The organism is Pseudomonas sp. VE 267-6A, assembly GCF_024126555.1.
Classification (GTDB): Bacteria; Pseudomonadota; Gammaproteobacteria; order Pseudomonadales; family Pseudomonadaceae; genus Aquipseudomonas; species Aquipseudomonas palmensis.
In genome coordinates this window covers 1-25020 of the sequence record NZ_JAMYBY010000027.1, presented here as the reverse complement: position 1 = coordinate 25020, position 25020 = coordinate 1, and the positions used below count along the sequence as shown (strand labels likewise).

Genomic DNA, 25020 nt, shown 5'->3' with positions numbered 1-25020 from the left:
CAGTTGGGTCACAGTTAAAACGCGGCGCATTGTATACCCTTGCTTTGGCGCAGGGGTCAACACGTTGCGTGACTGTCGGATGACAAGACGCAGCGGTCCGGCGGGGGTTCTGAAGCCTGGGGGAGTGTACGGCGTGCATGGCGCCTCCATTTCTTGTTATGGCTTGCCCAGCTCTGCGGCGGGGCTTTTGCACTTGGCAATGGCGGCTATCACACCGTGGTTGCGGGGGTTGGGCAAGAGGTTGACGTGGACGGAAGGTGAGCGTCGCCGACGTTTTCGGCAAGGTTTGTTTACAGCCTGAAGGATGGGCTGGCTTGCCCAATCAGTACGCCACAAGTCGTAACGAATTATTTACGACGTGGTTCAAAAAGTTTCCACTGGTTGCCTTGGAGTGTCTGCGCCGGCCCTCCGCCGGCAACGCCGACTCCTACACTGCGAGTGCAACGCCTGTAGGAACCGGCCTTGCCGGCGAAGGTACGTGAAAACACCACAGGCACAAAAAAGCCAACCCGAAGGTTGGCTTGTGTGAGCGCTTACTCAGCCCGCGGCGGCTTGCCACGGCTGCTGCCCGGCCGCTTGGGTGCGGAGCCGGCCGGCTTGCGCTTGTTCATGTCGCTCGGACGCTCGGCCACGGTGCTGCGGCCCTTGCGTGGCGAGTCGTCACGCGGCTGGCGCGCTGCGCGCTCGGTGGTCGCGCCACCTTCCTTGGCCGGGCGCAGGGTGCGCACGCGCTCGCCACGGCCCACCGGCTTGGACGACTTGCGCTGCATGCGCTCGAGCTTGTCCTTGACCTTTGCCTTCATCGCCGGCATTGCCACCGGCTTGAGCCCCACTTCGGCAGCCAGGATGTCCACTTCGCCCTGGCTCATTTCGCGCCAGCGGCCCATCGGCAGGTCGCTGTTGAGGAACACCGGGCCAAAGCGCACACGCTTCAGGCGGCTGACCACCAGGCCCTGGGATTCCCACAGGCGACGCACCTCACGGTTGCGGCCTTCCATCACCACGCAGTGGTACCAGTGGTTGAAACCTTCACCGCCCGGGGCTTCCTGGATGTCGGTGAAACGCGCCGGACCGTCTTCGAGCACCACGCCCGCCTTCAGGCGCGCGATCATGTCTTCGTCCACTTCGCCGCGTACACGCACTGCGTATTCACGGTCCATTTCGGACGACGGGTGCATCAGGCGGTTGGCCAGCTCACCATCGGTGGTGAACATCAGCAGGCCGGTGGTGTTGATGTCCAGGCGACCGACGTTGATCCAGCGGCCCTCTTTCGGGCGCGGCAGGCGATCGAACACGGTCGGGCGACCTTCCGGGTCGTCACGGGTGCAGATCTCGCCGTCGGGCTTGTTGTACATGATGACGCGGCGCACGGTCTCGGCGGCTTCTTCACGCTTGATCAGGCGGCCGTCGACCGAAATCGCGTCGTGCATGTCGACGCGCTGGCCAAGGGTGGCGTCCACGCCATTGACCTTGATGCGACCCTGGCTGATCCAGGCCTCGACGTCGCGGCGCGAACCCACGCCAATGCGCGCGAGTACCTTTTGCAGTTTTTCGCCGGCTGGACGCGGCGGGCTATCGTGCAGATCCTGTTCACTCATCTGGGCACCTCCCGGTGTAGTGCTGCTGAAAATCATTGAATTGGCCAAACAAGCGCCAAAAAAGGTCGCGAATCATACGCCGAACCGACGACAAACGCACCACAGACTAGCCGATATTGCACCCCAGGACGCTGTTTTCCGCTCGAAGGCCGCTCAGCCCTGCGGCGAACCGGGCGCTGCCTGGCCCTCATCGGGTTCATCGGCCTCCTCGAGCAGGTCGTCGAAGTCGGTCTTGAGCCCCTGCTCCATCGAGTCCAGCTCCAGCAACAGGCTGTGAAAGCTGGTCTCCTCGACCGGTGCTTCGGGCTCGGCGCTCTCGTCGGCCAGGGCCTGCAGGTGGGCTGGCACCGGTGCGTCATCCACTTCCAGCAATGGCTCGGGCTCCATCTCGCGCAACTCGGCCAGCGAGGGCAGCTCGTCGAGGTTCTTCAGGTTGAAGTGGTCGAGAAAGGCCTTGGTGGTGGCGAACATCGCCGGTTTGCCGGGCACTTCGCGGTAGCCCACGATGCGCACCCACTCGCGCTCGAGCAGGGTCTTGATGATATTGGTGTTCACCGCCACGCCCCGCACATCCTCGATCTCGCCACGGGTGATCGGCTGGCGATAGGCGATCAGCGCAATGGTTTCGAGCAACGCACGCGAATAGCGCTGCGGCCGTTCTTCCCACAGCCGCCCGACCCAGGGCGCGTAGTCCTCGCGGATCTGCAGGCGGTAGCCCGAGGCCACTTCCTTGAGCTCGAACGCGCGCCCGGCACAGGACTTGCGCAGCACCTCGAGGGCCTTCTTGAACACGCCGGGCTCAGGGCGCTCGGCCTCTTCGAACAGCTCGTACAGGCGCTCCAGCGATTGCGCCTTGCCAGAGGCGAGCAGGAAGGCTTCCAGCAGCGGCGCCAGGTCACGGGGGTCGGTCAGGTTCATTGGGGTGCTCGTGTACGGTTATTCGGCCCGGGCGCGGACATGGATGGGAGCGAAGGGCTCATTCTGCACCAGTTCGACGAGAGATTCCTTGACCAGTTCGAGGATGGCCATGAAGGTCACCACCACCCCCAGCTTGCCCTCCTCGGCCGTGAACAGCTCGACGAAGGGCACGAAGCCGCCGCCCTTGAGGCGCTCGAGCACATCGCTCATGCGCTCGCGGGTCGACAGCGCCTCGCGGCTGACCTGGTGGCTCTCGAACATGTCGCCGCGGCGCAGCACCTCGGCCATCGACATCAGCACCTCTTCCAGCGCAACGTCGGGCAACAGCTTGCGCGCCTTGGCCTGGGGTGCCTCCAGGCGCGGTACGATCACCTCGCGGCCAACCCGGCTCAGGCCGTCGATGCCTTCGGCGGCGGCCTTGAAACGTTCGTACTCCTGCAGCCGGCGAATCAGTTCGGCACGCGGATCGTCCTCTTCCTGCTCCACTTCGGCAGAGCGCGGCAGCAGCATGCGCGACTTGATCTCGGCCAGCATAGCGGCCATCACCAGGTACTCGGCGGCCAGTTCCAGGCGTACGGTCTTCATCAGCTCGACATAGCCCATGTACTGGCGCGTGATCTCCGCCACCGGGATGTCGAGAATATCCACGTTCTGCTTGCGAATCAGATACAGCAGCAGGTCGAGCGGGCCCTCGAAGGCTTCGAGGAACACTTCCAGCGCATCGGGCGGGATGTACAGGTCCACCGGCATCTCGGTCATGGCTTCGCCATACACCATCACCAGTGGCAGCTCCTGCTGGGCGCCGGCCTGTGGGTCCAGGGCCGGCTCGACCGCAGCGACCTGGTTCACGCTTCGGCCATGAAGGGCGCCGGGTCGCCGCAGCCTTCACGCACCAGCACCGCCTCCTCCCCGGTCAGGTCGATGATGGTGGAGGCCTTGAGGTCGCCGTAACCGCCGTCGATGATCAGGTCGACCTGTTTTTCCAGGCGCTGACGGATCTCGTACGGGTCGGTCATGGGTTCGTCGTCGCCTGGCAGGATCAGGCTGACGCTCATCAACGGCTCGCCCAGCTCTTCGAGCAAGGCCAGAAGAATGGGGTTTTGCGGCACGCGCAGGCCGATGGTGCGGCGCTTCTCGTGCAACAGCAGGCGCGGTACTTCGCGGGTGCCATTGAGGATGAAGGTATAGGGCCCCGGCACATGCGCCTTGAGCAGGCGGAACGTGGCGGTGTCGATCTTGGCGAACAGGCCCATCTGCGACAGGTCGCAGCAGATCAGCGTGAAGTTGTGGCTCTTGTCCAGCCCGCGCAAGCGGCGCACGCGCTCCACGGCAGACTTGTCGCCTATCTGGCAACCCATGGCGTAGGACGAATCGGTAGGGTAGACCACCACCCCACCCTTGCGGATGATCTCGACGGCCTGCTTGATCAGGCGCGGTTGCGGGTTTTCCGCATGAATCTGGAAAAATTGACTCACGTTTTCTACCTGTTCAGACGGGTGCAGTGGGCTGCTCATGTTTGAATCGACGCCACAGAGGTGGCAGGTCCTCCGGCAACGGCCGGTAGACACCGATCTCAGACCAGGCGCCCGGGCCATGGAAATCGCTGCCGGCGCTGGCCAGCAGACCGAACTCACGGGCCAGGATCGACATCGTGCCCACCTGTTCGGCGGGCATCATCCCGTTCACCACTTCCAGCGCCTGGCCACCTGCTTGAATATAGTCGGCAATCAGGCGTCGACGCTTGCTGCGGGTTAATTCGTAGTGCATCGGGTGGGCAAGGCTGACCCATGCGTGGGACTGGCGCAGGGTCTGCACGGTGTCTTCCAGGCTTGGCCAGTGCAGCTTCACATCCCCCAGCTTGCCGGCGCCCAGCCACTTGCGAAAGGCTTCGCCGCGGTCCTTGACGTGGCCGGCACGCACCAGGTACTCGGCAAAGTGCGGACGGGCCGGCGCATTGCCGCTGTCGCCCAGCTCCTGCTGGATGGCACGGGCGCCGTCCAGCGCGCCGGGCATGCCCTTGAGCGCCAGCCGCCGGTCGATTTCCTCGGAGCGCAGCCAGCGTCCACGGTGCAGCGACTCGACGGCGCGCTGCAGCGGTTCGGCATCGAGCGGGAAGTTGTAGCCCAGGATGTGAATCGTCGCCCCGCCCCAGGTGCAGGACAGCTCGACCCCGCTGACCCACTGCATGTCCAGCGCCTGGGTGGCAGCCTGGGCTTCGAGCTGGCCTTCGAGGGTGTCGTGGTCGGTCAGCGAAAGCATCCGCACGCCGTGTTCGTGGGCGCGAGCGACCAGCGCCGTGGGCGACAGGGCGCCATCGGAAGCGGTGCTGTGGCAGTGCAGATCAACATTCATAGGTGGCGCATACGCTCTCATTGATGTTTGTTATTATGCCGTCACATCCTGCTTCTGGCTGCCACTGTGAAACAATTCATCGATTTCATCCCGTTGTTCCTGTTTTTCATCGTCTACAAGCTCGACCCGCGCACGGTCGACGTTGCCGGCCAGTCGTTCGAGCTGGGCGGCATCTACAGCGCCACGGCGGTGCTGATCATCAGTTCGCTGGTGGTGTATGGCGCATTGCTGATCCGCCAGCGCAAGCTGGAGAAGGGCCAGTGGCTGACCCTGGTGGCATGCCTGGTATTTGGCGGCCTGACCCTGGCCTTCCACAGCGAGACCTTCCTCAAGTGGAAGGCCCCGGCGGTGAACTGGCTGTTCGCCACCGCTTTTGCGGGCAGTCACTTCATTGGTGACCGTGTATTGATCAAGCGCATCATGGGCCATGCGCTGACCTTGCCCGAGCCGGTGTGGACGCGCCTGAACCTGGCGTGGATCGCGTTCTTCCTGTTCTGCGGCGCGGCCAACCTGTTCGTTGCCTTCACCTTCCAGGACATCTGGGTGGACTTCAAGGTATTCGGCAGCCTGGGCATGACCGTACTGTTCCTGGTGGGCCAGGGTGTCTACCTGTCCCGTCACCTGCACGACAGCGACCCTACTACCCCCAAGACCGAGGACTGACATGCTCTACGCCATCATCGCCACAGACGTTGCCGATTCGCTGCAAGCCCGCCTGGCTGCACGCCCGGCGCACCTTGAGCGCCTGCAGCAGCTCAAGGCCGAAGGCCGCATCGTACTGGCCGGCCCGCACCCGGCGATCGACAGCAACGACCCTGGCGCGGCCGGGTTCAGTGGCAGCCTGATCGTCGCCGAGTTCGACTCGCTCGAGGCTGCCAAGGCCTGGGCAGATGCGGATCCTTACATTGCGGCGGGTGTATATGCCGAAGTGCTGGTGAAGCCGTTCAAGCAGGTCCTGCCGTAACCTGATCGGCGCGACGACCCCTTCGTCGCGCCGGTTCGCCTCACCTTCTGCGCACCTTCGCACACACTCCCTGCTCCCCTTCCTGGCTTTGCCCACTACAGCGGGCCTGTAGTGCTACGCCTTAAAATCCACTCGAATGTTCATCATTCTCGTCCACCTGCCGACAACCTACGCAACACCCGATTGGAATCAAGGAGTTCCGATGCGTCAAGGTCCGTTGTCCATGCTGCTGTGCCTGTTGCTGCTGACCCCGCTCGCCAAGGCCGCCGAAGCCTCCGCCAGCACCCCTTTGTCGTTGAGTGCGGGTAGCCAGATCTCCGAGCTGCAGCAACGTCTCAAGGAAAGTGAGCGCCAGCACGAAGCGCTCAAGCAGCAGCTGAAAAATGCCGAGAACGAACGCGAAAGTGCCCAGCTGACCCGCCTGCGCCAGGAGAACCAACGCCTGAAGCAGCAGCTCGAGCAACACCAGGCCAACCCGCTGCCCAAGCTGCTCACCGATCAGCAGCAATGGTTCGTGATTGGCGCCGGAGTTGCCCTGTTGGCCGTGCTCTGCGGTATCTTTGCCAGTGGCAGCCACAGACGGCGCCGGCAATGGTTGAATTGAGTGAGACATGAGCGAGCTGCTACTGATTGATGATGACCAGGAACTGTGCGAGCTGCTGAGCAGCTGGCTGACCCAGGAAGGCTTTCAGGTGCGTGCCTGCCATGATGGCCAGAGCGCCCGCAAGGCCCTGGCCGAGCACGCCCCGGCAGCGGTGGTGCTGGATGTGATGCTGCCCGACGGCAGCGGCCTGGAACTGCTCAAGCAATTGCGCAGCGACCACGCCGAACTGCCAGTGCTGATGCTGTCTGCTCGCGGCGAGCCGCTGGACCGTATCCTGGGCCTGGAACTGGGCGCCGACGACTACCTGGCCAAGCCCTGCGACCCCCGCGAGCTCACCGCGCGGCTGCGCGCCGTGCTGCGCCGCAGCCACCCGGCCGCCACACCCACCCAGATGGAAGTGGGCGACCTGCGCTTCAGCCCCGCCCGTGGCGTGGTCGACATCGACGAACGCGAGCTGACCCTGACCCTTTCCGAAAGCCGCATTCTCGAAGCCCTGCTGGGCCAGCCGGGTGAGCCGCTGGACAAACAGGAACTGGCGCAGCTCGCCCTGGGCCGCAAGCTGACCCTGTACGACCGTAGCCTGGACATGCACGTCAGCAACCTGCGCAAGAAGATCGGCCCGCATCCCGATGGCAGGCCGCGCATCGTCGCCCTGCGCAGCCGCGGCTATTACTACAGCCTGTAGGCGCCAGCCTTGCTGGCAATGGGGCGCACGCCAACGCCCCACCGTGTAAACACCCTCGCCCACCGTCTTTACCCAAGCTTTACCCTTGCCTGACCGCCGCTGACCTTGATCTCCCTAGACTGGGCACATCCGGTAACGACCGGCCTCAACAAGGAGAGTCACCATGCGCAAGACCCTTATCGCCCTGATGTTCGCTGCCGCCCTGCCAACCGTAGCCATGGCCATGCCCGATGGCGGCCCCCGTCACGGCGCCGAGCACCAACGCGGTGGAGCGCCTTTCGCCCAGCTGGACCTGACCCGCGAGCAGCGCCAGCAGATCCGTCAACTGATGGGCGAGCAGATGAAGAGCCGCCACGAAATCACCCAGCGCTACCTGGCCAAGCTGCCGGCAGCCGACCAGAAGGCACTCAAGGACGAACTCAAGGCAAGCCACGACAAGGTCGACACCCAGATCCGCGGCATGCTCAAGCCAGAGCAGCAGAAGCAGTTCGATGAAATGAAGAAGAAGCAGGCAGAGCGCAAGGCCGAGTGGGCCGAGTTCAAAGCCTGGAAAGCTGAAAAAGCCAGCAAGGCCCAGTAAGCTGTCCACACCCCGCCCGACCTGCCCCCGCAGGTCGGGCTTCTTTCGTTTGAGGTAATGCCCTTGCGTTCACTGTTCTGGCGCATCCTGGCCAGTTTCTGGCTGGCCATCACCCTGGTTGCCGGGCTGTCGATCCTGCTCGGCCACATGCTCAATCAGGACGCCTGGATCCTCAGCCGCCACCCGGGGCTCAATACCCTGGCCATGAACTGGTCGGCGCGCTACGAACAACAAGGGCCCGAGGCCGCGCAGCGTTATCTGGAGCTGCGCAAGCGACGCTACAACATCGACGTGCAGGTGCTCAACGAAAGCGGCGAGGCCGTGGTGCCAGGCACGTTCCCGCGCCGCGCAGCAGCCTTCGAGGCGCGCCGGCACAACGGCGAGCCGCTGCCCTGGCGACGCCTCACCGAGGAGTACACCAGCCCCGGCACGGGCGACACCTACCTGCTGATCTACCGCATCCCTCACCCCGAACTCGACGCCTGGCACCGCGACAGCCTGCTGTGGCCGCTGAGTGCATTGGGCATTGCCCTGGTGGTACTGACCCTGTTCAGCCTGCTGGTAACCCTGTCGATCACCCGCCCCCTCAGTCGCCTGCGTGGCGCGGTACATGACCTGGGGCAGACCACCTACCAGCAGAACAGCCTGGCACGCCTGGCCAACCGGCGCGACGAATTCGGTGTGCTGGCCAATGACTTCAACCGCATGGGCGCGCGCCTGCAGAGCCTGATTGCCAGCCAGCGCCAACTGCTGCGTGACGTGTCCCATGAACTGCGCTCACCCCTGGCACGCCTGCGGATCGCCCTGGCCCTGGCCGAGCGGGCAGAGCCTGCACAGCAGCAGGCCTACTGGCCGCGCCTGACCCGCGAGTGCGACCGCCTCGAGGCGTTGATCAGCGAAATCCTGGTGTTGGCGCGGGTGGATGCCGAAAGCGCCAGCGCAGAACCAGTCGACCTCAATGCGCTGCTGGCCAGCGTGCGCAAGGATGCTCAGCTCGCAGCGCCGGAACAGGACATCCAGCTGCACGACACGCCAGGGCTGAGCCTGCAGGGCTGGCCGACACTGATCGAACGTGCGCTGGACAACCTGCTGCGCAATGCCGTGCGCTTCAATCCGCCGGGGCAACCGATCGAGATGAGTGCACAGCGTGAAGGCGAGCGTATCGTGCTGACGGTGCGCGATCACGGGCCGGGGGTGGCCGACGAGCACCTGGCGCAGTTGGGCGAGCCGTTTTTCCGCGCCGCGGGGCAGACCACGGCCGGGCATGGCCTGGGCCTTGCGATCGCGCGCAAGGCGGCGGAACGTCATGGTGGCAGCCTGGTGCTGGGCAACCATGCGCAGGGCGGGTTCGTGGCGACGCTGGAGTTGCCGGTGGCGGGGCCGGCTAGCGCCTGAATAAAGACGGGTGTTGGCTTCTTCGCTGGCAAGCCGGCCCCCACAGGCATGTCACCGTCCTCCAGGGCAAGTGCGCACCTGTGGGAGCTGGCTTTGCCAGCGAAAGGGCCATCTGATGCCTGTATAGCTTAGCGGGGCTGCTCCCAGGCGCTGACAAACGCCTCGACAGACACCACCGGCGCCGTACGCGGCGGGTTAAGCGGCGTGCCCACATACAGGAAGCCGATCAGCTCTTCGGTATCCGCCAACCCGAGGCCCTTGGCCACCTGCGGGCTGTAGGACAGCTCGCCGGTACGCCACACCGCGCCGATCCCCTGGGCATATGCCGCCAGCAGAATGGCATGCGCCGCACACGCGGCCGCCAGCCGCTGCTCGGACTTGGGCACCTTGACGTGATCCTGCACGTTCGCGATCACCACAATCAGCAACGGCGCCCGCAGCGGCATGGCATGGGCCTTTTCCAGCGCTGCCTCGGTGGCTTCGCCCTGCGCCTGCACCGCCTCGGCCAGCAGCGCCCCCAATTGTTCGCGGGCCGCGCCTTCGATGGTCAGGAACCGCCAGGGCCGCAATTGGCCATGGTCCGGCGCACGCGAGGCCGCCCGAAACAGCAACTCGCGCTGCGCAGCATCAGGTGCCGGCTCTACCAGGCGAGGAACGGAAACACGGTTGAGCAATGCGTCGAGAGCCTCCATCGGCTACCCCCTGTCGAGAAATGTGCGGCTATTCTACCGTTTACTTAAAGAGGCCCATAGGTAGAATGGCGCCCCTCCGTTTCAACCCAGAGCAGATCACATGGCGTTGCCGACCTTAAGGATCATCGGTTTCATTATCGGCATCTTCCTGATTACCCTGGCGATCAGCATGACCGTGCCCATGGCCACCCTGGTCATCTACGAGCGCACCGGCGACCTGCCGTCGTTTCTGTGGGCCAGCCTGATCACCTTCATTGCCGGCTTGGCCCTGGTCATACCCGGGCGCCCCGAGCACGTGCACCTGCGCCCGCGCGACATGTACCTGCTCACCGTGAGCAGCTGGCTGGTGGTGTGCATCTTCGCCGCCCTGCCGTTCCTGCTGACCCAGCACATCAGCTACACCGATGCCTTCTTCGAGAGCATGTCGGGCATCACCGCCACCGGCGCCACCGTGCTCAGTGGCCTGGACAGCATGTCGCCGGGCATCCTGATATGGCGCTCGCTGCTGCACTGGCTGGGCGGCATCGGCTTCATCGGCATGGCGGTTGCGATCCTGCCGCTGCTGCGCATCGGCGGCATGCGCCTGTTCCAGACCGAGTCCTCGGACCGCTCCGAAAAGGTCATGCCCCGCTCGCACATGGTCGCCAAGTCGATCGTGGCGGTGTACGTGGGCATCACCACCATCGGCGGGCTGGGGTTCTGGCTGGCCGGCATGAGCCCGTTCGATGCCATCAACCACGCCATGTCGGCGATTTCCACCGGCGGTTTCTCCACCTCCGACCAGTCGCTGGCCAAGTGGGACCAGCCGGCCGTGCACTGGGTGGCGGTGGTGGTGATGATCCTGGGCAGTGTGCCGTTCACCCTCTACGTGGCCACGATGCGTGGCAACCGCAAGGCACTGATCAAGGACCAGCAGGTACAGGGCCTGCTCGGCCTTCTGGTGGCCACCTGGGTGGTGCTGGGTACCTGGTACTGGGCCACCACCAGCCTGCCGTGGTTCGATGCCTTGCGCCACGTGGCGCTGAACGTGACCTCGGTGGTCACCACCACCGGCTTCGCCCTGGGCGACTACAGCCTGTGGGGCAACTTTTCGCTGATGCTGTTCTTCTACCTGGGTTTCATCGGCGGCTGTTCGGGCTCGACCGCGGGCGGGATCAAGATCTTCCGCTTCCAGGTAGCCTACATTCTGCTCAAGGCCAGCCTAAATCAGCTGATTCACCCGCGTGCGGTGATCAAGCAGAAATACAACGGTCACCGCCTCGACGAAGAGATCGTGCGGTCGATCCTGACCTTCTCGTTCTTCTTCGCCATCACCATCTGCATCATCGCGCTGCTGCTTTCGCTGCTGGGCGTGGACTGGATGACTGCCCTGACCGGCGCGGCCAGCACCGTATCCGGCGTAGGCCCGGGCCTGGGCGAAACCATCGGCCCGGCGGGCAACTTCGCCACCCTGCCCGACGCCGCCAAGTGGATCCTGGCCGGCGGCATGCTGCTGGGCCGCCTGGAGATCATTACGGTGCTGGTTCTGTGCATGCCGGCGTTCTGGCGGCACTGACGCCCTGGGCCGACGCCTCGGGGCCGGCACTGCGCGCCAGCTCCATGCGTGTGCGGTATTCCCCGGGGGTGAGGTCGAACCAGCGCCGGAAAGCCCGGAAGAAGTTGCTCGGGTCGGCAAAACCCAGCAGGTAGGCAGCCTCCAGCAATGTCATGTTCGGCTGCGCAAGGTACTGCTCGGCAAGTTCGCGACGGGTATCGTCGAGCAGGGTCTGAAAGCTGGTGCCCTCCTCCTGCAGGCGCCGCTGCAGCGTGCGCTGCGACAGGTGCAGGGCCTGGGCGACCATTTCGCGCTTGGGTTCGCCCTGGGGCAGCATGCGGCACAGCACCTGACGTGCACGGTGGGTCACCCGGCTTTCGGAAAAACGCGCCAGGTACTCGCCGGCAAAACGGTCGTGCAGAATCGCCATGGCCTCGTTGGCCGTGGGCAACGGCGCCTCCATGTCGGCGCGCTCGAACACCAGCGCATCGTGGGGCGCGCCAAACACCAGCGGGGCACGAAACGCTTGCTTGTAGGGTTCTATATCCTGAGGCTGCGGGCCTTGTACCAGCACGCGGCGCAGCTGGATGGTGCGCCCGCTCAACCAGCAGCACAGCGCCAGGGCGCAGGCCAGCGAGGCCTCGGCGCTGTGCCGGGTGGGCGGCAGGTGATCGCCATGCACGGTCAGCACCAGCGAGTAGCCTTCCGGCCCCAGGCGAAAGCTCAGGTCGGAACTCTCCGCGATAATGCGCTGGTAACGCACCAGGCGCTCGAACCCCTCGGCCAGGGTGCGGCTGGACATCAAGGCATAGCCGACCACGTGAAACGATGCCGGGCGCACCACCCGCGCCATGTTCAGGCCGATGGCACGGTTGCCCGACAACTCTTCGGCCAGTTGCCACAAGCGGGTCATGGAGTCCTGGGTGAAACGTGCGTCGGGGTCGTCCAGCGCGGCGAAGTCCAGGCCGAGCTGCTTGAACAGCGCAGGGCAATCGAGCCCTTCGAATTCAAGTGCCTTGACGATCCCCGAGGCCCAGCTTGCTGACGTGGTTCTTTCGCTCATGGCTGGCTTCTTTTGGGTAAGACCGCTCCTGCGGTGAACGCAAAGGATACTAAAGTGGCGCTTATTGTCACTGACTGATACTGCGACACAATTCTAGACTCGGTTCAGGCTCCACGCCGTGCATGTTTCGCCACCTTCGACCGATACGGGAGCGACGCAGTGAACAGCCCCCCACGCTTCAACAGCTTTGCCGAGTTCTATCCGTATTATCTGGGTGAGCATAGCAATCCTGTCTGCCGCCGCCTGCACTTCGTCGGCACCAGCCTGGTGATCGCCCTGCTGGCCTACGCCCTGGCCAGTGCCAACGGCTGGCTGCTGCTGGCGGTCCCGGTGGCCGGCTACGGCTTTGCCTGGGCAGGCCACTTCTTTTTCGAGAAGAACCGCCCCGCCACCTTCACCTACCCCTTCTACAGCCTGCTGGGCGATTTTGTCCTGTACCGCGACATGCTGCGCGGCAAGGTGCAGTTCTGACCATCGCCCGCCCCCTGCGCGTGGCCTAGAGGCTGGGCTCACCCACCGCCCGGGCCTGGCGCAGGGCCTCACGGGCCTGGGCGTCGGCCAGGCGGTACAGCTCGATCGTGCCGTCCCAGTGCTCGATCAAGGCAGTGCACGACTCCACCCAGTCGCCGCAATTGAGGTAGTCCACCTCCCCCACCTTGCGGATTTCGGCGTGGTGGATGTGCCCGCACACCACCCCGTGAAACCCTCGCTTGACGCATTCGCGTGCAATCGCCTCCTCGAAGTCGCTGATAAAGCTCACCGCCGTCTTGACCTTGTGCTTGAGGTAGGCCGACAGCGACCAGTAGCCATAGCCATACCGCGCGCGCCAGTGGTTGAGCCAGCGGTTGAGGGTAAGGGTCAGTTCATAGGCCCAGTCACCCAGGAAGGCCAGCCAGCGGTGATAGCGGGTAATCACGTCGAACTGGTCGCCATGGATCACCAGTAGCCGCCTGCCGTCGACGGTGAGGTGCTCGGCCTGGTCCACCAGCTGGATATTGCCCAGCACCAGCTTGGAGTAGCGACGCAGGAACTCGTCGTGGTTGCCGGTCACATAGATCACCTCGGTGCCGCGCTTGCTCATGGTCAGCAGGCGCCGGATCACGTTGGTATGGGCCTGGGGCCAGTACATGCCACCCCGCAGCTTCCAGCCGTCGATGATGTCGCCCACCAGGTAGATGCGATCGGTCTGGTAGCCCTTGAGAAACTGCGACAGATGCTCGGCCTGGCAGTCGCGGGTGCCAAGGTGCACGTCCGAGATCCACAGCGTGCGCACGCGCTGCTTGCGCGAAGGTTTGCAAAGCTCGGCATGGGTCATGGGCAGGCTCCGGGAGAGTTTGTGCGAGCTTGCCTGTGGGCAGTGAATCGACCATGACCGTAGTGCGGCAGTCCTGTGACAGGCCGTCGGCGCATGTACACTGCGTGGCCTGTACTCCCGATCCAAGGCAACCGCCCGCCATGACCCCTCGTACCGCCCTGGGCGCCCTGCATGCAGGCGCACTGTTGTTCGGCCTGACCGGCGTGTTCGGCAAGCTGGCCAGTGCCGGCCCGTCGGTCATCGTGTTCGGCCGTGCGGCCTTCGCCGTGCTGGCCCTGGCCATCTTCGTCGGCGTTGCCCGACAACACTGGCAACCCCTGAAGGCGCGGGACTGGCGCGGGCTGACATTGGCCGGGATGTTGCTGGCCGGCCATTGGGTCAGCTTCTTCGTCGCGGTCAAGGTGGCCGGCGTGGCCATCGCGACCCTGGGCTTTGCCAGCTTCCCGGCGTTCACGGGCATTCTGGAAGGGCTGTTGTTCCGTGAGCGCATCCGTCGCAACGAAGCCTTGCTGGTACTGCTGGTGAGCATCGGCCTGGTGTTGGTGACGCCCGATTTCGACCTCGCCAGCCAGGCCACCAGCGGGCTGCTGTGGGCGTTGTTCTCGGGGTTGCTGTTCGCCCTGCTGTCACTGCTCAACCGTGCAGGCTCGCGGCACATTCCGGCGGTACAGGCGGCGCTGTGCCAGAACGCCGTGGTGGCACTGTGTCTGCTGCCGGTGGCGGGCCCGCTGCTGCCTTCGGTGAGCGCGCTGGACTGGCTGTGGCTGGGGCTGCTGGGGGTGTTCTGCACCGGCGTGGCACACAGCCTGTTCGTGGCCAGCCTGGCGGTGATCAAGGCCCGTACCGCCGCCGTGGTGTTTGCCATGGAGCCGGTCTACGGCATCGCCATGGCCTGGGTGATCTTCGCCGAGCAGCCCACCTTGCGCATGCTGATGGGCGGGGTGCTGATCATTCTGGCCATCGTGATTTCAAGCCGTCTGGCCGCCGGCGCACCACACACCGCACCCGCCACCTCCGGCGGCTGAGTCAGGCGCGGTCGTTGTGGCCCAGGTCGCGCTGCGGGTCGATCTGGTCGCGGACCCGCTGCTTGAGCACCTTGGCCTCGGGGAAACCGCCATCGGCCTTGCGTTCCCAGATCTGCACGCCATCGCAGGTGATGCGAAAGTTGCCGCCCGTGGTCGGTTCCAGGGCCACCCGGGCCAGGTCGTCACTGAAGGTGCTCAGCAGTTCCTGGGCCAGCCAGGCGGCGCGCAGCAGCCATTGGCACTGCGTGCAATAGGTAATGACAATTTCGGGTTTGGATACGGACATGGGGTAACGGTCTCCTGATAGGTGGTCGCGCTTATACTAGCCACCTTTAGCCTTTGCTCCGAGAGCCGCGATGCGTCGTCTGCTGTTGTGCCTGTTGCTGTCCCTTACCTCCCTTGCCCTCTGCGCCGCCGAGGCCGCCCGGCCCAAGGTCGGCCTGGTGCTGTCCGGCGGCGCGGCGCGCGGCCTGGCCCACATCGGTGTGCTCAAGGCGCTGGAAGAACAGGGGGTGAAGATCGACGCCATCGCCGGCACCAGCATGGGCGCGGTGATCGGCGGGTTGTACGCCTCGGGCTACAAGATCGACGAGCTGGAGAAGCTGGCCCTGGCCATCGACTGGCAGCAGGCGTTGTCCGATGCACCGCCGCGCAAGGACATCCCCTTCAGGCGCAAGCAGGACGACCGCGACTTCCTGGTCAAACAGCGCCTGAGCTTTCGCGACGACGGCAGCCTGGGCCTGCCGTTGGGGGTGATCCAGGGGCAGAACCTGGCGCTGCTGCTCGAAAGCCTGCTGGCCCACGCCAGTGACACCCGTGACTTCGACAAGCTGCCGATCCCGTTCCGCGCAGTGGCCACCGATATCGCCAGCGGCGAGAAAGTGGTGTTTCGCAAGGGCCACCTGCCCCAGGTGATCCGCGCCAGCATGTCGATCCCGGCGGTGTTCGCCCCGGTCGAGCTGGACGGCCGCCTGCTGGTCGACGGCGGCATGGTCGACAACATCCCGCTGGATATCGTGCGTGAGATGGGTGTGGACATGGCGATCGTCGTAGATATCGGCACGCCGCTGCGCAATCGCAAGCAGTTGGCCACGGTGGTCGATGTGCTCAACCAGTCGATCACCCTGATGACCCGGCGCAACTCCGAAGAGCAACTGGCCTCGCTGCACCGCGACGACATCCTGGTACAGCCGCCGCTGTCGAGCTTTGGCGTCACCGACTTCGGCCGGGCCCAGGACATGATCGACGCCGGCTACCGCGCCACCCGCCTGCTCGACCCGCGCCTGGCCAGCCTGCGCCGGGTCAACGACACGGCGGTGCAACTGGCCGAGGCGCGCTCGGCCGGGCAACGCACCCCGGTGATCACCGCCATCAAGGTCGAGAACGACTCCAAGGTCAGTGACGACGTGATCCGCTACTACATTCGCCAGCCCATCGGCGAACCGCTGGAGCTCGACCGCCTGCGCACCGACATGGGCACCCTGTACGGCCTGGACTACTTCGACCGGGTGCAGTACCGCGTGGTGCACAAGGGCGACGAGAACACCCTGGTGATCAACGCTCGGGGCCGACGTGGCGGCACCGACTATCTGCGGCTGGGGCTGAACCTGTCCGATGACCTGCGCGGCGACAGCGCCTTCAACCTGGGCGCCAGCTACCGCGTCAACGGCATCAACCGCCTGGGCGCCGAGTGGCTCACCCGGGCCCAGATCGGCGACAAGCAGGAGCTCTACAGCGAGTTCTACCAGCCGCTGGATACCGGGTCGCGCTACTTCGTGGCGCCCTACCTGGACATCGGCTCGCAGAACATCGAGGCCACCCTGGACAACGACCCCATCGCCGAGTACCGCCTGGAACGCTATGGCTTCGGGCTCAACCTTGGCCGCCAGATCGGCAACAACGGCGAAGTGCGCCTGGGGGTGGGCCAGGCCTGGGGGCAGGCCGAGGTACGCATCGGCGAACAGGGCCTGCCCAAGGTGAACTTCAACGAAGGCTTCTATGACCTCAAGTATTCGTTCGACACCCTGGACAACGTCTACTTCCCCCACAGCGGCGAAGACGTCAGCCTGACCCTGCGCCAGTTCGAGCCGGGCCTGGGCTCCGACCAGCGCTATCGCCAATGGGACATGAAACTGGACAAGGCCCTGAGCAGCGGGCCGAACACCTGGGTATTCGGCGGTCGCTATGCGCGGACTCTGGATGATGCCGAGGTGGTCACCTCGAGCTTCGTGATGGGCGGCGCCCGGCAGCTGTCGGGCTTTCGCCAGGACTCGGTGTCAGGCCAGAACCTGAGCCTGATGCGCATGGTCTACTACCGGCGCCTGACCCCGCGCTCCTACCTGCCGCTGGACTTCCCGCTGTATCTGGGCGGCTCGCTGGAACGCGGCCGCGCCTGGAACAACGACAACGAGTTCGACAGCGGCTACATCAACGCCGCGAGCATCTTCCTGGGCTTCGAAACGCCGCTGGGGCCGCTGAACTTCAGCTACGGCATGAACACCGAGAACCAGAAGGCGTTCTACCTCAACCTGGGGCAGACCTTCTAGGACTTCTCCAGGTTGCCCAGGATGCGCGCGTGCACCCGCATGCACACGCGCAGCTCTTCTTCGTCGATGCCTTCGAACAGCTCGACGCGCAAGGCGTTGGCAATGGTCTCGATCTGGTCGATCAACGGCTTGGCGGGCGGGCACAACACGATCTTCTTGGCGCGCCGGTCCTCCAGCACGGCCTGGCGCTTGACCAGGCCCTGGGCCTCGAGGCTGTCGAGCAGACGGGCCAGGGTCGGCCCTTCAACCCCCACGCTCTGCGCCAGTTCACGCTGGGTGGGGGCCTCGTCGAAGCGCGCCAGGTGCAGCAGCACCAGCCAGCGCGCCTGCGACAGGTTGAGCCCGGCCAGGCGGCGGTCCAGCTCGGCGCGCCAACCCCGGGACATATGGGCCAACTGCATCCCGAAACGGTGGTGATCGGTCAACGGCATAGGAAACTCATCATCAGAACTAATTAATAGGCAGCTAATCATGCCCTTGGGCCTTAGGCAAGGCTCATGCCGTCGGCAGGCGCTGCATAATCGTCATAAATGATGACAAACAACCTTTCTACATCTCGAACTCGGCCGCCAGTGCGGCGCGCACGCAATACAGCACGCCCTCAGGCACGCGTCCGCCAAACTGCTCGATGATCGCCGACACCGGCGGCAACTCGCCTTCGCCGTCGAGGAACGCGTCCTGGATCTCGCCCATCAGGTCCTCGGGCAGGTCCAGCGCCTGTTCCAGTGACAGCTGTTGGCGACCGATGGCCTCGGCCAGCAGGCTGTAAACGTTCTTTTCACTGCATTGCAGCTGGCCGGCGATCTGCAGCGGAGTCATGCCCGCGCGGGCCAGGCTGATCAGCTCGTGGCGCAGGTCGGCGACCGGGGCCGGGGCCTCTGCAGCGCCGCCCAGCACCTCGAGGAAGGCCTGGCCGTAGCGCTCCAGCTTGCGTGCCCCCACGCCACTGACCTGGGCCATCTCGCTGAGGCTGCCGGGCTGACTGCGCAGCATCTCCAGCAGGGTCGAGTCGGGGAAGATGACATACGGCGGCACGCCATGCTCCTCGGCCAGCTTGCGCCGCAGGGCGCGCAAGGCGTCCCACTGTTCGCGTTCCTCACCGCGCACCAGCTGGCTGGCCGGGCTGCCCGAGCTGCTGCTCTTGCTGCTGGTCTGCGGCTTGAGGTCGCGGCGCAGCTCAAGGGTGACTTCGCCACGCAGCAAGGGCCGGCACGTATCGGACAGGCGCAGCCCGCCATAGCCTTCCAGGTCGATATCGGCCAGGCCACGCGCCACCAGCTGGCGGAACAGCGAACGCCACTCGCCTTCTGCGCGAGCCTTGCCCACGCCATACACGGCAAGCTTCTCGTGCCCGAAGCTGCGGATCTTCTCGTTGTCCTTGCCCAGCAGCACGTCCACCAGATGCCCCACGCCGTAGCGCTGGCCAGTACGGTAGATGGCCGACAGCGCCTGGCGCGCAGGCTCGGTGGCGTCCCAGGTCTGCACGCCGTCGACGCAGTTGTCGCAGTGCCCGCAGGGCTGGGGCAGTTCTTCATCGAAATAGTTGAGCAGGGTCTGGCGACGGCAGCGGGTCTCTTCGCACAGTGCCAGCATGGCATCGAGCTTGTGCTGCTCGACCCGTTTGTGACGCTCGTCACCTTCGGAGTTCTGCAGCATCTGCTTGAGCATCACCATGTCCTGCAGGCCGTAGGCCATCCAGGCATCGGCGGGCAGGCCGTCACGGCCGGCGCGACCGGTTTCCTGGTAGTAGGCTTCCAGCGACTTGGGCAGGTCCAGGTGGGCCACGAAACGCACGTTGGGCTTGTCGATGCCCATGCCGAAGGCGATGGTCGCGACCATGATCAGGCCTTCCTCGTTGAGGAAGCGGCGCTGATTGCTGGCGCGGGTCTCGGCAGGCAGGCCGGCGTGATAGGGCAGCGCCGGGAACCCCTGCTCGCACAAAAACGCGGCCACATCGTCGACCTTCTTGCGCGACAGGCAATAGACGATGCCGGCGTTGCCGCGCCGCTCGTTGAGGAACGCCAGCAACTGCTTGCGCGGCTGTTCCTTGGGCACAATGCGATAGAAGATGTTCGGCCGGTCGAAACTCGACAGAAAGCGCTCGGCGTTCTGCAGGTGCAGGCGGGTGACGATCTCTTCGCGGGTACGCATGTCCGCGGTGGCGGTCAGGGCAATGCGCGGCACGTTGGGGAAGAGTTCGGCCAGTTGCCCCAGTTGCAGGTATTCAGGGCGGAAGTCATGGCCCCATTGCGACACGCAGTGCGCCTCGTCGATGGCGAACAGCGCGATGTCCAGGCTGCGCAGAAAATCCAGCATGCGTGGCTGCACCAGGCGTTCCGGGGCCAGGTACAGCATCTTGAGCTCGCCGCGACGAATGCGCATGGCCAGTTCGCGCTGCTGGTCGGCGCTCATCGTGGAGTTCAGCGAAGCCGCGGCGACACCCAGCTCGTCGAGGGTCGCCACCTGGTCGTCCATCAGCGCGATCAGCGGCGACACCACCACTGCCAGGCCTTCGCGCAGCAGCCCCGGAACCTGGAAGCACAGCGACTTGCCGCCGCCGGTGGGCATCAGTACCAGCGCATCGCCGCCTTTGGCCACGCATTCGATGATCGCCCCCTGGCGCCCGCGAAAGCTGTCGTAGCCGAAGATGTCCTTGAGGACGCGCTGAGCCTGTTCGAGCATAAAAACTCCATAAATCGCAGAACCATCCTGGCCACAGGCTGGATGAAAAGCTTCCCCGCCACACCTGAAATTGCGTAAGCGGCTTTTGCCGGGGCCGCATGCTGGCGTGACCGGGCGCAAAAGCCGGGCATTATACCGGACACGGCGCCCGTGCAGGGGGCTCTGCGATAGGCGTCATCCTTTGCCTCGCAGGCGCCGCAAGATGCTAGAATTCCAGCATCGTTTATTCCCAAGGTAGCCCTGTAATGTCCTTCGCTGAGCAATTAACCCGCCTGCAAGCCTTCCTCGACGCTGACGAGCTGCACGAAGAAGCGCTGGACTACGTTGCCGCACACGGCTACCTGACCGCGCTGTCGATCTGCTCCGAAGCCGTTCCCGAGCGTGAATGGATCGACGCCCTGTTCGCCGAGCCGCCGCACTACAAGGACGAGGCCCAGCGCGAAGAAATCGAAAGCACACTGATCAAGCTCAAGGATCACATCGCCCGCCAACTGGCCAGCGATGAGGAATTCGAGCTGCCGTGCGACCTGGACCTTGGCGACGAGCCGGACGACTCCGAGCTGCGCGGCTGGTGCATCGGCTTCATGGAAGGAGTGTTCCTGCGTGAAGCGGCCTGGTTCGAAAGCGCCGAGGAAGAAGTCAGCGAAATGCTGCTGCCGATCATGGTCGGTTCCGGCCTGTTCGACGAAGAGGCCGAGTTCGCCGACATCGCCAGCGACGCCAACCTTATGGACGACATGATCGTGCAGATCCCCGAGGCGCTGACGGCCTTGTACCTGCTGTGCCATGCCCCGGACGAGAAACCTGCGCTGCTCAAGCCTCGCCACCACTGAGTCTGCATCCATGCGCTACCTGCTGCTGGCCATCGGCTGGCTCAGCGTCGCGTTGGGGGTGATCGGCATCTTCCTCCCGGTGCTGCCGACCACCCCTTTTCTGTTATTGGCGGCAGCCTGCTTTGCGCGCAGCTCGCCCCGCTTTCACGCATGGCTGGTCAATCACCCGCGGCTTGGGCCGTGGATTCGCGACTACCTGGGCGGTGAGGGCATTCCGCTCAAGGCCAAGGCATACGCCATCGGGCTGATGTGGTTGAGCATAGGTTTTTCGTGCTACCTGGTGCCCTTGCCGTGGGCACGCGGGTTCATGCTCACCAGTGCGGTACTGGTGACCGTGTACATCGCGCGGCAGAAGACCTTGCGCAAGCGTACCTAGGCGCAACCACGCGCCCACCCCATCGCGGGCCAAGCCCGCTCCCACAGCTACTTCATTGCTCCTGTGGGAGCGGGCTTGGCCCGTGATGGCAGCGGCAGGTCAGCTGCGCCATCTACGCCTCATGTCACACCGTATCCACCTTCAACGAATGATCATTGAGCATCCCGTTGATCACCGTGGCTGTATCCGCGCCCGCCGAGATGACCCCACCCGCGCCCGCCGTCACCCCATAGTGATGGGCAAGGTCCACGCCGGCCAGTTCGATGGTCTGGGTCGGCGCCGCGCCGGCCACCGCACTCACCTGGATGGTCGATATCACGCCGTTGCCCGTGCCCGTCACCGTGAAGTGCAGGTAATCGTCCAGCGACGCCGACGTCGCGTTCTCGCCCTGCAGCAATTGCGAGAGGTCCAGCCGATCGGTACCCGGGGTAAAGTCGGTCACCTTGTCGTGGCCAGTATTGCCCTGTTGCCACAGGAAGGTATCGCTGCCCGCGCCACCGGTCAGGGTATTGTTGCCCGGCCCGCCGATCAGCAGATCGTCACCACCGCCCCCGATCAGGATGTCGTTGCCAAGGCCGCCGATCAGCGTGTTGGCGTTGTCGTCGCCGGTCAGCTTGTCGTCGTGGTCGGAGCCGATCAGGTTCTCGATCGACACCAGCTTGTCGAGCCCGGCGCCGATCGTGTTCTGCTCACCGGTCAGCGCCAGGCTCACCGTCACCCCAGCGCTCGCCCCGGCGTAGCTGGCGGTGTCGTTGCCAGCGCCACCGTCGAGCAGATCGTTGCCGTTGCCGCCGATCAACAGGTCGTTGCCATCCCCCCCGTAGAGCTTGTCGTTGCCATCGCCGCCAATCAGCACGTCGTTGCCTGCACCGCCATTGAGAACGTCATCACCGCTCCCGGCCAGCAGCACGTCGTCGTGGCTGGTGCCTTCCAGGGTACTGCCGGCCTGGTAGGTGATGTCCACCGCCCCCGTGGCGCTGCCGCCATGGCCGTCGCTGACGGTATAGGTGCCGTTGTAGGTGGGCGTGTAGTCATGCGCCCCGGCGTAGTTGATCGACATGTTCAGTTGGTAGCTTTCTGCGCCCTTGCCGCCGTCGTCATTGACCTGGTTGACCAGATGGATGCTGTACACCCCATCATGGCTGGCGGTGAAACTGCCGCCATCGGCGATGGTATGGTAGGTGCCGCCCTCATCCTTCCACTGCATCAGCAAGTTGCGATCAGCGGTGCGGTTGTGGTCCAGGGTCAGGGTTTCGCCCTCGCGCAGGCTTACCTTGATCACGTCTTCGTCATTGCCATTGGCAGCACTCACCGCCCCCAGGTAGCCACTGACCACCAGCGCCGCGGTCATCGACCCGGCTGCGCCGGTAAAGGCACTGCGCGCCAGAACCCGCTCCTGATTGGCCAGCGTGTCGTCCTGGCCGGTGAAGGTGATGACCGTCTTGCCGTTGCCGGCCGTGAAATCCGCCCCCTTGGTCCAGCCGGTGTTGAAGGTGATCGGCGCCGCACTCAGGCGATCGTGGTTGGCGTCGCTGTCGTTGGCCAGCAAGGCGGCGGCCGGCACGCTGATGCTCGGCGCAAGGATATTGGTGATGACATGATCGGCACCGGCCACCGGCGCAGCATTGGTGTTGACGTTGATCACCAGGTTGGCACCGCTCAGGTCGCCGTCGTTGTCGCTGGCCACGAAGCGGATGGTCTCCACCTGATTGCTGCCGCTGTCCTTGGGCGGCGTATAGGTGAACTGGCCGTTGTCCATGTCCACCACCAGCGTCCCGCCCAGCGCGGTCTTGACCGTGATGCTGTGGGTGTTCGCGTCGAAGGTGCCGCGGTCTGCGCCGCCACTGGCTGCATAGCTGGGCTGGTTGGCGTTGCCTTTGGGGTCGAAGGTGTAGGTGGTGCCGTCGATCAACAGCGACTTGATGAAGCCACCATCGGCACCGAAGTCGCCACCGCTCATCAGGCTGCCGGTGATCGGCGCGCCCTGCACGGTGCCCGACAGCACGTTGTCCAGTTGCGCCAGGTCGGTGACCACCACCGAGTTGGTATTGGTGTGGGTACTGCCGTCATAGGCAGCCGGGTTGAGATTGCCGGTGTTGACGCCGCTGCCCAGCCCGATCGCATACGACTTGATGCCGTTGTCGCCCAGGAAGTTCTCCCAGTTGCCGGTGCGCGTTTCCGTCAGGGCATGCCCCGAGGTCGGCGCACCGTCCGAGAAGAAGTAGCTGACGCTCTGCGCCCCCTCCAGCTTGCCCGGCGTCTGGTAGGCCGTCTGCGCCACGTTGACTGCCGAGTCGTAATAGGTCGAGCCACCCGGGGTCAGGTCCTTGATCAGGGCCTTGGCCTCGGCCACCGTCACCCACACGTCGGTGCGATCACTGGCACCGGTGGAGAACGTGACGACCTGCACCTTCACATCGCCCATGTCGTCGTACTTGTCCAGCAGTGCGCCGATGGCCTCCTTGGCCAGCTCCAGGCGCGACAGGCCGCGCACCCCGGAATTGTCGGCCATGCTGCCGGACACATCGATGATCAGCATGACGTTGGTGTCCACCTGCCCCGGTGTGGTCGAGCGCACGGCGTCAGCCGTTGTGGGCACGTCATCGACGATATTGATCACGATGTTGCTGGTGGTCGAATTGCCGGCCGCATCGGTAGCCTTGTAGACGAAGGTCTCGCTGGTGACCACGTTGGGGCCGTCGTTGAGCCCGCCTGCGGTTTTGGGTGCGGACGTGAGGGTGTACTTGAAGCTGCCGTCGGCGTTGAGCTGAATCTGCCCATAGGCGCCCGTGCTGCTGCCCACCAGCGTATAGGTGATCGCGCCGCTGGCTCCGCTGACCGAGCCCACCAGGCTGCCGGTCGCGGTTTCACCCGCTGAGCCGGGGTCGCTGCCGGTCACGGTGCCGGGGGCGAGGTCGTTCGGGTCCTGGCTAAGGTCCAGGGCCTTCTCGTACACCGTGACATCGTTGTTGGGGCAGGCGACGATCTTGCTGTCGGTGACATTGATGGTGATGGTGGTGGTGCTTTCGTCTCCGTCCGCGTCACGAATGGTGTAGGTGAAGGTGTCCTGGGCACCGTCCTGCGTCACCGCATTGGGGTTGGCCTTGTACTCGGCCTCGCCGTTGGCATGCAGGATGAGGGTGCCATAGGTGCCGGCGATGCCCACGCCCAGCGAGCCGATGGCCGAGGTCGAGGTGTCGGCGCCGAACCGCACACCCACCACCGCCCCGCCCTGGGCCGGGCCGTCTGCCCCCAATGTGTCGTTATCCAGCACATTGCCGGTGACCGTACCGCCCTCCACCACCGTGGTGCTGTCGGACTCCGCCCTTGGCACGTCATCCACGATCTTGATCACGATGGTGCTGGTGACGCTGTTGCCCAGTTGGTCGGTCGCCTTGTAGGTAAAGGTCTCGGACGTGACGATATTCGCCCCGTCGTCGCCGTTGCCGATGTGCGGCGCCGAGGTCAGGGTGTACTTGTAGCTGCCGTCGGCATTGAGCTGAATCTGCCCATAGGCACCTGTAGTGCTGCCCACCAGCGTGTAGGTGAGCGCGCCGGAACCGCCCGTGACCGAGCCGACCAGGGTGCCGATACCCGTCTCGCCAGGCGAGGTAGGGTTGCTGCCCACCACCGTGCCCGGGGCCAGGTCCTGCGGGTCCTGGGTCAGGTCCAGCGCTTTTTCGTAGACTTTCACCTCGGTATCGGCGCAGGCCACCAGCTTGCTGTCGGTGACATTGATGGTGATGGTCGTGGTGCTTTCATCGCCGTCCGCATCGCGGATGGTGTAGGTGAACACGTCCTTGGCGCCGGTTGGCGCTACCGAGTTGGGGTCGGCCTTGTAGATCGCCTCGCCATTGG

Annotated in this window: 24 protein-coding genes; 12 read left to right on the top strand and 12 right to left on the bottom strand. The window is 64.8% G+C overall.

What is annotated here, in order from left to right:
• Positions 1-533: 533 nt before the first annotated feature.
• The 5 genes from rluB to NJH59_RS24195 form a co-directional block, all read right to left on the bottom strand.
• Positions 534-1598, bottom strand: coding sequence for a 23S rRNA pseudouridine(2605) synthase RluB (gene rluB, locus NJH59_RS24215; RefSeq protein ID WP_054916588.1), 1065 nt, complete (start codon positions 1596-1598; stop codon positions 534-536).
• Between the two features lie 153 nt (positions 1599-1751).
• Positions 1752-2516, bottom strand: coding sequence for an SMC-Scp complex subunit ScpB (scpB, locus tag NJH59_RS24210; RefSeq protein WP_058540764.1), 765 nt, complete (start codon positions 2514-2516; stop codon positions 1752-1754).
• 18 nt (positions 2517-2534) lie between these two features.
• Positions 2535-3233, bottom strand: a complete 699-nt coding sequence (locus NJH59_RS24205; RefSeq protein ID WP_162484885.1) for a ScpA family protein — start codon at positions 3231-3233, stop codon at positions 2535-2537.
• Between the two features lie 128 nt (positions 3234-3361).
• On the bottom strand, positions 3362-3991 hold the full coding sequence (locus NJH59_RS24200) for an L-threonylcarbamoyladenylate synthase (RefSeq protein ID WP_043864297.1): 630 nt from the start codon (positions 3989-3991) through the stop codon (positions 3362-3364).
• A 13-nt stretch (positions 3992-4004) separates the two neighbouring features.
• Entirely contained in the window at positions 4005-4868 is an 864-nt protein-coding gene (locus NJH59_RS24195) for a PHP domain-containing protein (protein ID WP_043864110.1), read from the bottom strand.
• Between the two features lie 66 nt (positions 4869-4934).
• Between NJH59_RS24195 and NJH59_RS24190 the strand changes: the two genes are divergently transcribed.
• The 6 genes from NJH59_RS24190 to NJH59_RS24165 all read left to right on the top strand — a co-directional run bounded on the left by NJH59_RS24190 (position 4935) and on the right by NJH59_RS24165 (position 9096).
• On the top strand, positions 4935-5531 hold the full coding sequence (locus NJH59_RS24190; RefSeq protein ID WP_043864111.1) for a septation protein A: 597 nt from the start codon (positions 4935-4937) through the stop codon (positions 5529-5531).
• Between the two features lies 1 nt (position 5532).
• Positions 5533-5832, top strand: a complete 300-nt coding sequence (locus NJH59_RS24185) for a YciI family protein (RefSeq protein WP_043864112.1) — start codon at positions 5533-5535, stop codon at positions 5830-5832.
• A gap of 202 nt (positions 5833-6034) precedes the next feature.
• Positions 6035-6436 (top strand): translation initiation factor 2, encoded by a 402-nt coding sequence (locus NJH59_RS24180; RefSeq protein WP_043864113.1) that lies wholly within the window; start codon positions 6035-6037, stop codon positions 6434-6436.
• Positions 6437-6443: 7 nt separating this feature from the next.
• Positions 6444-7121, top strand: coding sequence for a response regulator transcription factor (locus tag NJH59_RS24175; RefSeq protein ID WP_043864114.1), 678 nt, complete (start codon positions 6444-6446; stop codon positions 7119-7121).
• Between the two features lie 163 nt (positions 7122-7284).
• Entirely contained in the window at positions 7285-7701 is a 417-nt protein-coding gene (locus NJH59_RS24170) for a Spy/CpxP family protein refolding chaperone (RefSeq protein ID WP_043864115.1), read from the top strand.
• Between the two features lie 57 nt (positions 7702-7758).
• Complete coding sequence (locus NJH59_RS24165) at positions 7759-9096, top strand: HAMP domain-containing sensor histidine kinase (protein ID WP_253087406.1); 1338 nt, start codon at positions 7759-7761, stop codon at positions 9094-9096.
• 128 nt (positions 9097-9224) lie between these two features.
• On the opposite strand, the gene NJH59_RS24160 is transcribed toward NJH59_RS24165, so the two are convergent.
• On the bottom strand, positions 9225-9788 hold the full coding sequence (locus tag NJH59_RS24160) for a nitroreductase family protein (protein WP_043864117.1): 564 nt from the start codon (positions 9786-9788) through the stop codon (positions 9225-9227).
• Positions 9789-9888: 100 nt separating this feature from the next.
• Here NJH59_RS24160 and NJH59_RS24155 point away from each other — a divergent pair, with 100 nt between their 5' ends.
• Positions 9889-11343 (top strand): TrkH family potassium uptake protein, encoded by a 1455-nt coding sequence (locus tag NJH59_RS24155; protein WP_043864118.1) that lies wholly within the window; start codon positions 9889-9891, stop codon positions 11341-11343.
• Here the strand turns inward: NJH59_RS24155 and NJH59_RS24150 are convergent.
• Positions 11300-12385, bottom strand: coding sequence for an AraC family transcriptional regulator (locus NJH59_RS24150; protein WP_043864119.1), 1086 nt, complete (start codon positions 12383-12385; stop codon positions 11300-11302). The genes NJH59_RS24155 and NJH59_RS24150 overlap by 44 nt on opposite strands.
• Before the next feature lie 159 nt (positions 12386-12544).
• Between NJH59_RS24150 and NJH59_RS24145 the strand changes: the two genes are divergently transcribed.
• Complete coding sequence (locus NJH59_RS24145; protein ID WP_043864120.1) at positions 12545-12856, top strand: DUF962 domain-containing protein; 312 nt, start codon at positions 12545-12547, stop codon at positions 12854-12856.
• 25 nt (positions 12857-12881) lie between these two features.
• On the opposite strand, the gene NJH59_RS24140 is transcribed toward NJH59_RS24145, so the two are convergent.
• Positions 12882-13700: a UDP-2,3-diacylglucosamine diphosphatase gene (locus NJH59_RS24140; protein ID WP_253087405.1), complete on the bottom strand. Its 819-nt coding sequence runs from the start codon at positions 13698-13700 to the stop codon at positions 12882-12884.
• A gap of 140 nt (positions 13701-13840) precedes the next feature.
• Here NJH59_RS24140 and NJH59_RS24135 point away from each other — a divergent pair, with 140 nt between their 5' ends.
• On the top strand, positions 13841-14725 hold the full coding sequence (locus NJH59_RS24135) for a DMT family transporter (RefSeq protein ID WP_253087404.1): 885 nt from the start codon (positions 13841-13843) through the stop codon (positions 14723-14725).
• 1 nt (position 14726) lies between these two features.
• Here NJH59_RS24135 and NJH59_RS24130 read toward each other — a convergent pair whose 3' ends face one another.
• Complete coding sequence (locus NJH59_RS24130) at positions 14727-15011, bottom strand: SelT/SelW/SelH family protein (protein WP_253087403.1); 285 nt, start codon at positions 15009-15011, stop codon at positions 14727-14729.
• A gap of 70 nt (positions 15012-15081) precedes the next feature.
• Here NJH59_RS24130 and NJH59_RS24125 point away from each other — a divergent pair, with 70 nt between their 5' ends.
• Positions 15082-17271 (top strand): patatin-like phospholipase family protein, encoded by a 2190-nt coding sequence (locus tag NJH59_RS24125; protein ID WP_043864124.1) that lies wholly within the window; start codon positions 15082-15084, stop codon positions 17269-17271.
• Here NJH59_RS24125 and NJH59_RS24120 read toward each other — a convergent pair.
• Both NJH59_RS24120 and recQ read right to left on the bottom strand, forming a co-directional pair.
• Complete coding sequence (locus NJH59_RS24120) at positions 17268-17702, bottom strand: MarR family transcriptional regulator (RefSeq protein WP_043864125.1); 435 nt, start codon at positions 17700-17702, stop codon at positions 17268-17270. The two genes, NJH59_RS24125 and NJH59_RS24120, sit on opposite strands and share 4 nt — an antisense overlap.
• 118 nt (positions 17703-17820) lie before the next feature.
• Positions 17821-19953 carry a DNA helicase RecQ gene (gene recQ / locus NJH59_RS24115; RefSeq protein ID WP_043864126.1) on the bottom strand — a complete coding sequence of 711 codons (2133 nt, stop codon included), beginning with the start codon at positions 19951-19953 and terminating at the stop codon, positions 17821-17823.
• Between the two features lie 245 nt (positions 19954-20198).
• On the opposite strand from recQ, the gene NJH59_RS24110 reads away from it, so the two are divergent.
• Positions 20199-20786, top strand: coding sequence for a YecA family protein (locus NJH59_RS24110; RefSeq protein WP_054916593.1), 588 nt, complete (start codon positions 20199-20201; stop codon positions 20784-20786).
• 10 nt (positions 20787-20796) lie between these two features.
• Positions 20797-21162 (top strand): YbaN family protein, encoded by a 366-nt coding sequence (locus NJH59_RS24105; RefSeq protein ID WP_043864128.1) that lies wholly within the window; start codon positions 20797-20799, stop codon positions 21160-21162.
• Between the two features lie 124 nt (positions 21163-21286).
• Here the strand turns inward: NJH59_RS24105 and NJH59_RS24100 are convergent.
• Positions 21287-25020: type I secretion C-terminal target domain-containing protein (locus NJH59_RS24100; protein ID WP_253087402.1), on the bottom strand; the 3734-nt coding region annotated here is incomplete at its 5' end.

Coding starts and splice junctions, on each gene's coding strand:
- NJH59_RS24195 (WP_043864110.1), bottom strand. CDS start 4,868: ATGAATGTTGATCTGCACTGCCACAGCACCGCTTCCGATGGCGCCCTG.
- NJH59_RS24170 (WP_043864115.1), top strand. CDS start 7,285: ATGCGCAAGACCCTTATCGCCCTGATGTTCGCTGCCGCCCTGCCAACC.
- NJH59_RS24180 (WP_043864113.1), top strand. CDS start 6,035: ATGCGTCAAGGTCCGTTGTCCATGCTGCTGTGCCTGTTGCTGCTGACC.
- scpB (WP_058540764.1), bottom strand. CDS start 2,516: ATGAACCTGACCGACCCCCGTGACCTGGCGCCGCTGCTGGAAGCCTTC.
- recQ (WP_043864126.1), bottom strand. CDS start 19,953: ATGCTCGAACAGGCTCAGCGCGTCCTCAAGGACATCTTCGGCTACGAC.
- NJH59_RS24155 (WP_043864118.1), top strand. CDS start 9,889: ATGGCGTTGCCGACCTTAAGGATCATCGGTTTCATTATCGGCATCTTC.
- NJH59_RS24160 (WP_043864117.1), bottom strand. CDS start 9,788: ATGGAGGCTCTCGACGCATTGCTCAACCGTGTTTCCGTTCCTCGCCTG.
- NJH59_RS24135 (WP_253087404.1), top strand. CDS start 13,841: ATGACCCCTCGTACCGCCCTGGGCGCCCTGCATGCAGGCGCACTGTTG.
- NJH59_RS24120 (WP_043864125.1), bottom strand. CDS start 17,702: ATGCCGTTGACCGATCACCACCGTTTCGGGATGCAGTTGGCCCATATG.
- NJH59_RS24140 (WP_253087405.1), bottom strand. CDS start 13,700: ATGACCCATGCCGAGCTTTGCAAACCTTCGCGCAAGCAGCGCGTGCGC.
- rluB (WP_054916588.1), bottom strand. CDS start 1,598: ATGAGTGAACAGGATCTGCACGATAGCCCGCCGCGTCCAGCCGGCGAA.
- NJH59_RS24175 (WP_043864114.1), top strand. CDS start 6,444: ATGAGCGAGCTGCTACTGATTGATGATGACCAGGAACTGTGCGAGCTG.
- NJH59_RS24150 (WP_043864119.1), bottom strand. CDS start 12,385: ATGAGCGAAAGAACCACGTCAGCAAGCTGGGCCTCGGGGATCGTCAAG.
- NJH59_RS24165 (WP_253087406.1), top strand. CDS start 7,759: ATGCCCTTGCGTTCACTGTTCTGGCGCATCCTGGCCAGTTTCTGGCTG.
- NJH59_RS24125 (WP_043864124.1), top strand. CDS start 15,082: ATGCGTCGTCTGCTGTTGTGCCTGTTGCTGTCCCTTACCTCCCTTGCC.
- NJH59_RS24185 (WP_043864112.1), top strand. CDS start 5,533: ATGCTCTACGCCATCATCGCCACAGACGTTGCCGATTCGCTGCAAGCC.
- NJH59_RS24130 (WP_253087403.1), bottom strand. CDS start 15,011: ATGTCCGTATCCAAACCCGAAATTGTCATTACCTATTGCACGCAGTGC.
- NJH59_RS24105 (WP_043864128.1), top strand. CDS start 20,797: ATGCGCTACCTGCTGCTGGCCATCGGCTGGCTCAGCGTCGCGTTGGGG.
- NJH59_RS24110 (WP_054916593.1), top strand. CDS start 20,199: ATGTCCTTCGCTGAGCAATTAACCCGCCTGCAAGCCTTCCTCGACGCT.